At 59.5% G+C, this 11,997-nt stretch carries 11 protein-coding genes; 9 read left to right on the forward strand and 2 right to left on the reverse strand.

Going from position 1 to position 11,997, the window contains the following annotated elements:
* Nucleotides 1–210 precede the first annotated feature (210 nt).
* The gene (gene nadE, locus HMPREF3149_RS06955) at nucleotides 211–1,029 is read right to left on the reverse strand and encodes an ammonia-dependent NAD(+) synthetase (protein WP_070537246.1); all 819 of its coding nucleotides are present in this window, start codon (nucleotides 1,027–1,029) and stop codon (nucleotides 211–213) included.
* 27 nt (nucleotides 1,030–1,056) lie between these two features.
* Between nadE and HMPREF3149_RS06960 the strand changes: the two genes are divergently transcribed.
* From HMPREF3149_RS06960 to nrdE, 5 genes are all read left to right on the forward strand, one after another.
* Entirely contained in the window at nucleotides 1,057–2,382 is a 1,326-nt protein-coding gene (locus HMPREF3149_RS06960) for a sugar porter family MFS transporter (RefSeq protein WP_070537247.1), read from the forward strand.
* Nucleotides 2,383–2,506: 124 nt separating this feature from the next.
* Nucleotides 2,507–2,629, forward strand: a complete 123-nt coding sequence (ykgO, locus tag HMPREF3149_RS06965; protein ID WP_003847162.1) for a type B 50S ribosomal protein L36 — start codon at nucleotides 2,507–2,509, stop codon at nucleotides 2,627–2,629.
* Between the two features lie 576 nt (nucleotides 2,630–3,205).
* On the forward strand, nucleotides 3,206–3,445 hold the full coding sequence (nrdH, locus tag HMPREF3149_RS06970; RefSeq protein WP_042532136.1) for a glutaredoxin-like protein NrdH: 240 nt from the start codon (nucleotides 3,206–3,208) through the stop codon (nucleotides 3,443–3,445).
* A gap of 9 nt (nucleotides 3,446–3,454) precedes the next feature.
* Nucleotides 3,455–3,880 carry a class Ib ribonucleoside-diphosphate reductase assembly flavoprotein NrdI gene (gene nrdI / locus HMPREF3149_RS06975; RefSeq protein ID WP_042532134.1) on the forward strand — a complete coding sequence of 142 codons (426 nt, stop codon included), beginning with the start codon at nucleotides 3,455–3,457 and terminating at the stop codon, nucleotides 3,878–3,880.
* A 76-nt stretch (nucleotides 3,881–3,956) separates the two neighbouring features.
* Nucleotides 3,957–6,119: a class 1b ribonucleoside-diphosphate reductase subunit alpha gene (gene nrdE / locus HMPREF3149_RS06980; RefSeq protein ID WP_070537253.1), complete on the forward strand. Its 2,163-nt coding sequence runs from the start codon at nucleotides 3,957–3,959 to the stop codon at nucleotides 6,117–6,119.
* Nucleotides 6,120–6,126: 7 nt separating this feature from the next.
* Here nrdE and HMPREF3149_RS06985 read toward each other — a convergent pair whose 3' ends face one another.
* Nucleotides 6,127–6,780: a FadR/GntR family transcriptional regulator gene (locus tag HMPREF3149_RS06985; protein WP_083280803.1), complete on the reverse strand. Its 654-nt coding sequence runs from the start codon at nucleotides 6,778–6,780 to the stop codon at nucleotides 6,127–6,129.
* 231 nt (nucleotides 6,781–7,011) lie between these two features.
* Between HMPREF3149_RS06985 and nrdF the strand changes: the two genes are divergently transcribed.
* The 4 genes from nrdF to HMPREF3149_RS07005 all read left to right on the forward strand — a co-directional run.
* Nucleotides 7,012–8,001 (forward strand): class 1b ribonucleoside-diphosphate reductase subunit beta, encoded by a 990-nt coding sequence (gene nrdF, locus HMPREF3149_RS06990; protein WP_070537249.1) that lies wholly within the window; start codon nucleotides 7,012–7,014, stop codon nucleotides 7,999–8,001.
* Between the two features lie 411 nt (nucleotides 8,002–8,412).
* Complete coding sequence (gene ctaD / locus HMPREF3149_RS06995) at nucleotides 8,413–10,104, forward strand: aa3-type cytochrome oxidase subunit I (protein ID WP_070537250.1); 1,692 nt, start codon at nucleotides 8,413–8,415, stop codon at nucleotides 10,102–10,104.
* A gap of 185 nt (nucleotides 10,105–10,289) precedes the next feature.
* Nucleotides 10,290–11,495, forward strand: coding sequence for a phosphoserine phosphatase SerB (serB, locus tag HMPREF3149_RS07000; protein WP_070537251.1), 1,206 nt, complete (start codon nucleotides 10,290–10,292; stop codon nucleotides 11,493–11,495).
* The coding region (locus HMPREF3149_RS07005; protein WP_070537252.1) for an ACR protein at nucleotides 11,488–11,997 on the forward strand (510 nt) is incomplete at its 3' end. The genes serB and HMPREF3149_RS07005, both read left to right, overlap by 8 nt.

Raw genomic sequence — 11,997 nt, forward strand, 5'->3', positions numbered from 1 at the left:
AAAGCGGGTGGGGCCGAAGTAGGTGCGGTGTAGGTGGGCAAGCTCAGTGGCGTCGGAGGCGTCGGCGCCGAGCGCGCGGAGCTCGTCGGGTGAGCTGGATGCATTCTCCACGAGCGCAATCCCCGAATTGCGGTAGTGGAAGTAGGTTTCTAATACCCCCATGACCCGGAAGCCTAAAACAGGTCTAACGACCCCGCAACCGGAACGTGTTTATTGTGGGCCAGGGGGCATGATGCGCTTATGGGCGCCGCGGCGCCAGAGGGTCTCGATGCGCTCGCGGGCGTCGGCAGGAACGGCTTTGCCCTCGAGGTAATCGTCGATGTGGGTGTAGGTGACGCCGAGGGCTTCTTCGTCCGAAAGCAGCGGGCGGTCATCCTCAAGGTCCGCAGTGGGGATCTTGGTCCACGTGGATTCAGGGGCACCGAGGTATTCAAGGAGCTGGGCGCCCTGGCGCTTGTTGAGGCCGGCTAATGGGATGAGATCGGCGGCACCGTCGCCCCACTTGGTAAAGAAAGCGGTGATGTTCTCCGCCGCGTGGTCGCTGCCAATGACCAAGGCGCCGACCTCGCCGGCTACCGCGTACTGAGCAGCCATGCGCAAGCGAGCTTTGAGGTTGCCGCGATTGAAATCACTAAGCGTAGAGGATTCGAGGGCAGAGGCCACGGCGCTATCGAGTGCTGAGGTGGCGTCAGCGATATTGATGGTGAGGCGGTAATCAGGCTGGATGAAATCGAGAGCCACCTGGGCATCGTCCTCGTCGGCCTGCACACCGTGCGGCAAGCGAAGGGCCCAGAAGTGTGTGCCCTCGACGCGGTCGACGGCCAACTGAGCCAAACGGCCAGCCAGAGTGGAATCCTGGCCGCCGGAAATGCCCAAGACATACCCCTTCGCGCCGGTGTCACGAAGGTAATCGGCGAGGAATGTGACGCGGCGCTCAACCTCCTCGGCTGGATCGATCAAGGGCTTTGTGCCCAGGGCTTTTATGATGCTGCGCTGGAGATCAGTGGATTCGTGTGACATGACGACCATGGTAGCCGCCTGCGACAATAGGCACCCGTGAACAGCGATACCTACGTGATGCTTGTCGCCGGAGTGGCCGCGCTCGGCGGCCTTCTTTTTGGCTATGACACCGGCGTGATGTCGGGCGCTTTGCTCTTTGTGGGGCCAGAGTTTGGAATGTCTGCCCACGAAGAAGGATTAGTGACCTCAACCTTGCTGGTTGGCGCGGCCGCGGGCGCCCTGGCGGCCGGGCGTGTGGCAGACCGTCTGGGCAGGCGGCGCACGCTCATCGCTGGCGGCCTCATTTTCCTCGGAGGATCGGTGTGGTGCGCACTGGCGACGTCGACGGCGGTACTGGCTGTTGCGCGTGCCGTTCTGGGGCTGGCGGTAGGTGCAGTGTCCATCGTCTCACCCATGTACATCTCTGAAATTACCCCGGCGGCAGTACGCGGCCGGATGGTGTCGCTTAATACGCTCATGATCGTGGTGGGCCAACTGTTGGCCTATGGGGTGAACTCGGCTCTGGCAGCAAGCGGCAGCTGGCAATGGATGCTAGGGCTGGCGGCGGTGCCGGGAGCGGGACTGGCCATAGGTATGTTCTTCCTGCCCGACACTCCAGTTTGGCTCGCCGCGCAGGGCCGCCACGACGCTGCCGCTGAGGTGCGCGCACGGGTGGGAGCGGCTGAGGAGGGGACGAGGGGGACGTCGGAAAGCGCAGGCGAATGGGCCGCACTCACAGCACACCGCTGGATGCGCTGGGCGGTGGGCCTGGCCATGCTCATGGGGCTGACACAGCAGATTACGGGCGTAAATGCGATTGTGTACTTCGCGCCGACGATGATGAACCAGGTGGGCATCTCGACGACAAACGCTGTGTACACGTCCATGGTGATTGGCGCTGTGTCCGTCGTGGCATGCGTGGTGGGCATGCGCGTGGTGGACCGCGTAGGGCGACGCCGGCTGCTGCTGGTGGGGCTGGGCGGCAATGTGGCTGCACTTGTAGTGCTGGCGGTGGTCTATCACTACGCCAAGGAGTCAACTGCGATGGCGATGGTGTCGCTGGCCTGCATGGCGGCCTTCATTGCATGTCAGCAGGCGGCGGTGTCGCCCGCGACCTGGCTGCTGATTTCCGAGATCGTGCCGCCCCAGGTGCGCGGGCTGGGGATGGGAATCGCGGGCCTGGCTCTGTGGATAAGCAACTGGGCTGTGGCACAGTTTTTCCTGCCGGTCGTGGAATGGCTAGGAGGTTCACTGGCCTTTGGCGTCTTCGCGGTTTTAGGCCTGGTGGCACTGGGGTATACCCGGGCGCTGGTGCCGGAAACGATGGGCAAGACGCTAGGGGAGGTCTCCTGGGAACTGCAGTCGCGGTACTCTCCTACGTGAGTGTTTTGGTAATGACGCGCTTGTGCGGTAACATTTTCCCTCGTGTCATTGCTGGGCGCTTCGCCCGGCTGTGCTTTGAATTAATCATTCGCATGAAGTTTGCGCATAACGAAAGGAGCGCCCGATGAAGGTTCGCAAGTCGCTTCGGTCGCTGAAGAAGAAGCCGGGCGCCCAGGTTATTCGCCGCCACGGTAAGGTCTTCGTGATCAACAAGAAGGATCCGCGCTTCAAGGCTCGCCAGGGCTAAGAATCGAAGGATTCCCATTCCGCCTCTTCCGCTACGTTCGGAGGAGGCGGATTTTTTATGCTCATTCACCTCGCCACATTAGGGTAAAGGGTCAGAAAGTGTGTCTGGGATCGGGGATTTTTAGGCCCTGACCTCTAAGTTAGCGTCAAATATACGCTTTGAGTGCGTATATCTGAGGTCCAGATGCGAAATGCGCGGTGTGGCAGCACGCGGTGGTGCGGATGTGGTCAACAGTGACCGTGGGGAACTGTGCGGGGCCGAGCTGCGGCTCGTTTGTGGTGTTTGTCACAAAACGGGTGAACGTCTGGTAAACGCGCAGGAAATACCACCCGTGTAGTTACGGCGGTGGTGATGGTGGTGAGTGTGAGAGGTCAACATGTGGGGGCTAGGGGACTTACATCCTGGGAATATCATCGTTGTAACTACTATATGTAGTGTCAGTTGCGGGGTTTCGGCACAAAGTATAGTGTCGTTGATGTTGCTCAGGCAGCGGCCCTACACCGCGTAGCCAGAGCTAAAAGTCACTCAGCAGAATTCATTAGTCACTCCTCGTGCAGCGTTAAAGGAAACCGTCATATGAGCATCACTCTTTACACCAAGCCCGCGTGCGTTCAGTGCAACGCCACCAAGAAGGCCCTGGACCGTGCAGGTCTCGAATACTCCACCGTGGATATTTCCCTGGATGATGAGGCCCGCGACTACGTCATGGCTCTGGGCTATGTTCAGGCGCCGGTCGTCGAGGCCAATGGTGAGCACTGGTCCGGTTTCCGTCCTGACCGCATTAAGGCCTTGGGCTCCTTGGCGGCGACTGCCTAAAGATTCTCCATGTTGGTCGTGTATTTCTCTTCCGCCACGGAAAATACGCACCGCTTCGTTGAGAAGCTCGGTCTTCCCAGCGTTCGCATTCCCCTCCGCCTGACCGATGAGCCACTCATCGTCAACGAGCCCTACGTTCTGGTCTGCCCGACGTACGGGGGAGGGGCGTCGATAAGCAAGCAGAACACGAGGCCCGTGCCCAAGCAGGTCATCCGTTTCCTTAACAATGAACACAACCGCAGTTTTATTCGTGCGGTCGTGGCTGGAGGAAACAGCAACTTCGGCACTGACTTTGGCAAGGCCGGCGACGTCATCGCCGCCAAGTGTAAGGTGCCTTATGTGTACCGCTTCGAACTTCTTGGTACCGAGGAAGATGTCACAATTTGCCGCGAAGGCCTATTAGCCAACGCAGCAGCCCTGGGTCTCGCAGCCTAGGGCTTCTCCTTATATATTTCGTGTAGATTTTTCGTCTCTCCAATTTCGCCATAGTAAAGAAAGGCACGTGAACGTCGTGACCACGCAACTGGGTAAGACCGTCGCAGAACCTGTGAAGCCTGAAGAGCAGCTGGATTACCACGCGCTGAATGCACTGCTCAACCTGTATGACGAGAACGGTAAAATTCAGTTCGACAAGGACCGTGAGGCCGCGAACCAGTTCTTCCTCCAGCATGTCAACCAGAACACCGTCTACTTCCACGATCTGGAAGAAAAGATGCACTACCTGGTGGAGAACAAGTACTACGAGCCAGAACTGCTCGAGCAGTATGACTTCGAATTCATCAAATCCCTGTTCAAGCGCGCCTACTCGTACAAGTTCCGCTTTAAGTCTTTCCTGGGTGCCTACAAGTACTACACCTCCTACACGCTGAAGACCTTCGATGGCCGCCGCTACCTCGAGCGCTTCGAAGACCGCGTATCGATGACAGCTCTCTTCCTCGCAGATGGCGATACCGAGGTGGCTGAGCACCTCGTGGATGAGATCATGACCGGCCGTTTCCAGCCGGCCACCCCAACCTTCCTCAACGCAGGAAAGGCCCAGCGCGGCGAGCTAGTGTCTTGTTTCCTGTTGCGCATCGAGGACAATATGGAGTCGATCGGCCGCTCCATTAACTCTGCTCTGCAGTTGTCCAAGCGCGGTGGCGGCGTCGCTCTGCTGCTGTCCAATATCCGCGAGTCTGGTGCACCCATCAAGCACATCGAGAACCAGTCTTCCGGCGTCATCCCCGTAATGAAGCTGCTCGAGGATTCCTTCTCCTACGCCAACCAGCTTGGCGCACGCCAGGGAGCAGGCGCGGTCTACCTCAACGCTCACCACCCGGACATCATGAGCTTCCTCGACACCAAGCGTGAAAACGCCGATGAGAAGATCCGTATTAAAACCCTGTCCCTCGGTATCGTCATCCCGGACATCACCTTCGAGCTGGCCCGTAAGAATGACGACATGTACCTGTTCAGCCCGTACGATGTCGAGCGCGTCTACGGCAAGGCTTTCGGTGACATCTCCGTAACTGAGCACTACGAGGAGATGGTGGAAGACCCGCGCATTCGCAAGAAGAAGATCAACGCGCGTCACTTCTTCCAGACCATCGCGGAGCTGCAATTTGAGTCCGGCTACCCGTACATCATGTTCGAGGACACCGTAAACCGCGCGAACCCGGTCAAGACCGGCCGCATCAACATGTCCAACCTGTGCTCCGAGATCCTCCAGGTCAATGCTCCGTCCGAGCTCAACGATGACCTCACCTACAAGACCCTCGGCAGCGACATCTCCTGCAACCTGGGCTCCCTCAACATTGCGACCACCATGGATTCTCCGGACTTTGGTCTGACGGTTGAAACCGCCATCCGTGGTCTGACCGCCGTGGCGGACAAAACCTCCATCAACTCCGTGCCGTCGGTACGCAAGGGCAACGATGATTCCCACGCCATCGGTCTGGGCCAGATGAATCTGCACGGCTACCTTGGCCGCGAGCACATCGAGTACGGTTCCGAGGAAGGCCTAGACTTCACCAACGCCTATTTTGCTGCCGTCCTTTACGCCGCTCTGCGTGCTTCCAACAAGCTGGCCCGCGAACGTGGCGAGTACTTCACCGAGTTCCCGCAGTCCGAGTACGCCAGCGGCGAGTTCTTTGACCGCTATGATCCGGCAGACTTCGCTCCGCGCACGGAGAAGGTGAAGGAGCTCTTCGCCAAGTCGTCCATCCATACCCCATCAGCGGAGGAGTGGGCGCAGTTGAAGGAGGACGTCGCCAAACACGGCATCTACAACCGCAACCTGCAGGCTGTGCCGCCGACCGGCTCGATTTCCTACATCAACAACTCCACCTCGTCCATCCATCCGATTGCCTCCAAGATTGAGATCCGCAAGGAAGGCAAGATCGGTCGCGTCTACTACCCGGCGCCGCACATGGACAACGAGAACTTGGAGTACTTCAAGGACTCCTACGAGATCGGTTACGAGAAGATCATCGACACCTACGCCGCTGCCACCAAGTATGTGGATCAGGGTCTGTCGTTGACGCTGTTCTTCAAAGACACCGCCACTACGCGTGACATTAATCGCGCGCAGATTTACGCATGGCGCAAGGGAATCAAGACCCTCTACTACATCCGCCTGCGTCAGATGGCGCTGGAAGGAACCGAGGTTGAGGGCTGCGTTTCCTGCATGCTCTAGGCCGTAGCTAGGCCTCTGTCGCACGTGCCGCCGTGAGGATGGCACGTGCGATTTTTTCTGCCTCGACGGCGTCGCTGCGGTGGATAGCCTCCGCTAGATCCAAGTGGAGGCGCGCTGTTCCAGCGGTGGGGTTGCGCTTGTGTGAACCAAAAACTGAGCGCCCGCGCACCATGGAGAGAAGGAATGGGCTCAGCGCTGCGAACATTTCGTTTCCTGAGGAGTGCAGAACCATGGTGTGAAAACGCAGGTCCGTGGCTAGTTGCTCACCCACGCGGCGCGCGGGTGTCTCCTCGAAAGAGTGAAGGCGCTGTGCCAACGACAGGATTTCCTCTTTATCTTCTGGGGATCCGTGCTGCGCTGCGAGTGCTGCGGCGGTGGGCTCGATAGCGAGGCGCAGCTCATTGAGGGAGTTGCGCTGTCCGTCCCGTGATTTTTCCGAGTTCAATCGCCACGTGATGACGGAGGAATCGTATACGGCCCACTCACTGATAGGCAGCACAGTAATACCCACACGGCGTGAGGAAGACACCATGCCGAGTTGCTCGAGTGCGCGCATGGCCTCGCGGGCGACGGTGCGCGAAATGTCGAAGCGCAGGCAAATATCGTTGAGAGTGAACCGCTCGCCGGCGGGGAGGGTGCCGCTGACGATGTCTGCCCCCATGGTGTCCAACACGGTGCTGAGTAGGGGAGTGTGGGGTTCCTGCGTGGCTGTCACGATGCTGGTGCCTCCCTGCGCGTAGGGGAAATGAACTCACAACCCATAAAACGTCAGTATAAGTTAGCCTGCCTGACGTGCGTATTCCATGGGGAGTGGCGACACTTACCGGAACGGAGGCCGAATGGGTACCATGGCGACAGACGTATCGAGATGTAGAAAGACGAGGTAACGCGCGTGTCTCACGAGTATGACGATTACATCGCCAGCCACGAGGCGCCGGTGAAGGCGATTAACTGGAACACCGTCCCGGATGAGAAGGATTCCGAGGTGTGGGACCGTCTCACGGGTAACTTCTGGCTTCCTGAGAAGGTTCCGGTGTCTAATGACATCCCCAGCTGGAAGACGCTGACGGAGAAGGAGCAGGAGACCACCATGCGCGTCTTCGCTGGCCTGACGCTCTTGGATACCATTCAGGGCACAGTGGGTGCCGTGTCGCTGCTTCCCGACGCCACCACGCCGCACGAAGAAGCCGTCTACACCAACATTGCCTTCATGGAGTCGGTGCACGCCAAGTCCTACTCCAACATTTTTATGACGCTGGCATCGACGCCGATGATCAACGATGCCTTCCGCTGGTCTGAAGAGAACGAGAACCTTCAGCGCAAGGCCAAGATCGTCATGTCCTACTACCGCGGCGATGATCCCCTCAAAAAGAAGGTGGCCTCTACGCTGCTGGAGTCCTTCCTCTTCTACTCTGGCTTCTTCCTGCCGATGCACTTCTCTTCCCGCGCGAAGCTGACGAACACCGCCGACATCATCCGCCTCATCATTCGTGACGAGGCCGTGCACGGCTACTACATTGGCTACAAGTTCCAGCAAGGCTACAAGCAGCTGTCCCCGAAGCGTCAGGAGGAGATTAAGGGCTACGCCTTCGATCTGCTCTATGACCTCTACGAGAATGAGATCGACTACACCGAAGATCTCTACGATGACCTTGGTTGGACCGAGGACGTCAAGCGCTTCCTGCGCTACAACGCGAACAAGGCACTCAACAACTTGGGCTTCGAGGGGCTCTTCCCGGCGGATGAGACCCGTGTGTCCCCGGCTATCTTGTCATCGCTCTCTCCGAACGCCGATGAGAACCATGACTTCTTCTCTGGTTCTGGTTCGTCCTATGTCATTGGTAAGGCAGAGGAGACGACCGACGACGACTGGGACTTCTAACTACCCCAGATCCTTCGCAACGAAGCGTCACTTCCGTCACAAGGCCCTCGAGGGTCGCTGGCGTGACACGCACCTCCGGTCGGGATCATCCGAAAGGTTGATTCTTTCAGGGGGTGCGTTTTTCCCGTTTTAGTCAGCGCCTGCCCCCGGTGCTGTGTTCTGGATCACCGGCTGGCGAGGGGGTCGAGAGGGTGTCGGTGCAGGGGCTGCCCGCGTGCAGGCAGTTCGTGGAACTTTCCGGCTCCAAACGGGGTTAGCAAGCTTGGCAGAAGTAAGGGGAGCGCTGGAAATTTATCCGCGAGGTGCCCTAATATAAGGCGAGTAAACCTAGGTGTTTGATCACGTAGTGCGCAACGCGAGTCCTCGCGTGCACACGTGCGCGATAAAGCACTTGTTCTTCAGGAGGATTTTATGACCGCTGTGGCGCCACGGCTCGACGATTACGTCGCGCCCACACGTCCAGAGCCGACTGGTAACGCAAAGACTGGTTCCAAGGCTTGGACGCTACTGACCACCACCGACCACAAGCAGCTGGGCATCATGTACATGATCATGGCCTTCAGCTTCTTCTTCCTCGGTGGCTTCATGGCACTGCTGCTCCGTGCTGAGCTCTTCACCCCGGGCCTGCAGTTCCTGTCCAACGAGCAGTTCAACCAGCTGTTCACCATGCACGGCACCGTGATGCTGCTGCTCTTCGCAACACCAGTTGTGTGGGCTTTCGGTAACTACGTGCTGCCCCTGCAGATTGGCGCACCGGATGTGGCCTTCCCGCGACTGAACGCCTTTGGCTTCTGGATCACCCTGACCGGTGGTGTCGTCATGCTGCTCGGCTTCGTCACCCCGGGTGGCGCCGCTGACTTCGGCTGGACCATGTACGTGCCGCTCGCTGACTCCGTTCACACCCCGGGCATCGGCGCTGACATGTGGATCGTCGGCGTTGGCGCTACCGGTGTCGGCACCATTGCTTCGGCTGTCAACATGATCACCACCGTGCTCACCCTGCGTGCACCGGGCATGACCATGTTCCGTCTGCCGGTCTTCACCTGGTGTGTCTTCACTGCATCCGTCATCGTGCTGATGATCTTCCCGCTGCTGACCGCAGCCGCCCTGGGCGTTCTGTATGACCGCAAGCTTGGCGGCCACATCTATGACTCCGCGAACGGCGGCGCTATCCTGTGGCAGCACCTGTTCTGGTTCTTCGGCCACCCGGAGGTCTACGTCCTCGCAATCCCGTTCTTCGGCGTTATTTCTGAGGTCATCCCGGTGTTCTCCCGTAAGCCGGTCTTCGGCTACATCGGCCTGGTCTTCGCCGTTCTGGCCATTGGTGCACTCTCCATGGCTGTGTGGGCTCACCACATGTTCGTGACCGGCGCCATCCTGCTGCCGTTCTTCTCCTTCATGACCTTCCTTATCGCGGTTCCGACCGGTGTGAAGTTCTTCAACTGGGTCGGCACCATGTGGAAGGGCCACATCACCTGGGATACCCCGATGATCTTCGCCATGGGCTTCCTGGCAACCTTCCTCTTCGGCGGTATGACCGGTGTCATGCTGGCCTCCCCGGCACTGGACTTCCACCTGGCTGAGTCCTACTTCCTCATTGCCCACTTCCACTACACCCTGTTCGGTACCGTGGTGTTCTCCGCCTTCGCTGGTCTGTACTTCTGGTTCCCGAAGATGACCGGCCGCATGCTGGATGAGCGCCTGGGCAAGATTCACTTCTGGCTGACCTTCATCGGCTTCCACGGCACCTTCCTGATTCAGCACTGGGTGGGCAACATGGGTATGCCGCGCCGTTACGCTGACTACTTGGAGTCTGATGGCTTCACGGTCTTCAACCAGATTTCCACCATCTTCTCCTTCGTCCTGGGTGCTTCGGTTATCCCGCTCATCTGGAACGTGTTCAAGTCCTGGCGTTACGGTGAGATCGTCACCGTGGACGATCCGTGGGGCTACGGTAACTCCCTCGAGTGGGCTACCTCCTGCCCGCCGCCGCGCCACAACTTCGTCTCCCTGCCGCGCATCCGCTCCGAGCGTCCGGCCTTCGAGCTGCACTACCCGCACATGGTCAAGCGCATCCGCGAGGAAGCCCACTACGGCCACTAAACTAGCGGGCCTCCCGCGCCGCCCCGGTGCTCTCTGCACCTCGGTAGCGGAGAGAGAAACGCACACTCCTGAAAACGCCGCCTCCCCATCGTTGTGATGGGGAGGCGGCGTTTCTCGTTGAACTGCCTTCTGGCTACGAGCACGACGCATCATAGGTTATCGGTGGCCAACCTGAACGTGCGATAATGGGCAGCGTGGATAACCAGATTGATCACCCCAACCAAATAGCGTTCGCCGTCGTGACGACTTCCGGCCCCGACAAGCCAGGTGTGTCCGCTGCGTTCTTCCGAGTGTTGAGCTCGTACAACGTTGAGCTTGTCGACGTCGAGCAGGCCATCTTCTCGGGTCGCATCTCCCTGTCCGCGTATATTCGCGTCGACAATGCCTGCCTTGAGGCACTGGAGAAGGGGTTGCGCAATACGCTGAGCATCTACGCACAGTCGCTGACCGTGGAGCTGCGCGCCGATGAAGTCACCTCCCGCCCGCGGTCCACCCACGTTGTTGTGGTACTGGGCCGACAGCTCAACGCCAGCCACATCTCCGCCATCGCGCAGGAGCTGGCTAATTTTAACGTCAACATCGATCGTATCCGCGGGCTGTCGACGTACCCTCTCAATGGGTTGGAGCTGTACATCACTATCGACGGTTCCTCGGATCCCGTTCGCGCGGTCCTTGCGCGCTTGGCCACCGAGCAGGGCGTAGACATCGCGATCGAGCGCTCTGGTCTGCAACGCCGCTCCAAGCGCCTCATTTGCTTTGATTGCGACTCCACCTTGATCACGGGCGAGGTTATCGAGATGCTTGCCGCTCATGCGGGCAAGGAAGCTGAGGTCGCGGCCGTGACCGAGCGCGCGATGCGCGGCGAGTTGGACTTCGAGGAATCCCTCCGCGAACGAGTGGCTGCGCTGGCTGGGTTGCCGGAGTCGGTCATCGCGCAGACCGCGGCCGATATTGAGCTCACGCCAGGCGTGCGCACCACTATCCGCACCCTCAAGCGTATGGGCTACCGCGTTGCGGTGGTATCCGGTGGCTTTATCCAGGTTCTGGAGGATCTGGCGAAGGAACTCGAACTAGACTACCTGCGCGCTAACACTCTTGAAATTGAGGACGGCAAGCTCACTGGCCGCGTCATTGGTGACGTTGTTGACCGCAAGGCTAAGGAGAACTTTCTCCGCGAGTTCGCCGCCGATTCCGGCCTCAGCATGCGCCAGACGGTCGCGGTTGGTGATGGTGCCAATGACATCGACATGATTTCGGCCGCCGGACTAGGCATCGCCTTTAACGCGAAGCCGGCGTTGCGCGAGGTCGCCGACGCCGCCGTCAACCACCCCTACATGGATGAGATACTGCAGATTCTTGGTATCCCCATGGAGGAGGTTGCCAGTGAGTAATCTTCGCGAGGCCCACCGCCGCCTTGTCGAGGCCTGTAGCGAACGTAGCTGGCGCGATGATCCTGAGGACCCGGATAAGCCGGAGACCATTCAGGCGATGCAGATTGCGCTTCACCTGCCAAAGCAGGATCCGCCAAGCCGCACGGAGGTGCTGGAGGCGGCGGGAAGGGCCGTCGTCAAGCTCTGCCTTGATGAGCGCGCCGGCCAGGACGGTGCCTTCGCGGAGGCCCTGGGGCAGTGGTACGGGCACCGGATTCGCAAAGTCGCGCGCCGCGGCCGTAACAAGGCATGGCGTGACGTGCAGACTCTGCCCGGTGTCACCGTCGAGGATCGTGCCCGGGCCTTCGTCCCCTCGGCTGTGTCGGAGGTTGATCCGCTCGTGGCGAAGCTCCAGATTGGGCACACGGATCTGCCGATGGATGAGCCAGGGCCCGCGCTTGCCGACGTCCCCCTTATCCTCATCGACGCCTCCCTACACATGAGCGCCGGCAAGGCGGCAGCA

The sequence above is a fragment of the Corynebacterium sp. HMSC05E07 genome, from assembly GCF_001807225.1.
Classification (GTDB): Bacteria; Actinomycetota; Actinomycetes; order Mycobacteriales; family Mycobacteriaceae; genus Corynebacterium; species Corynebacterium singulare.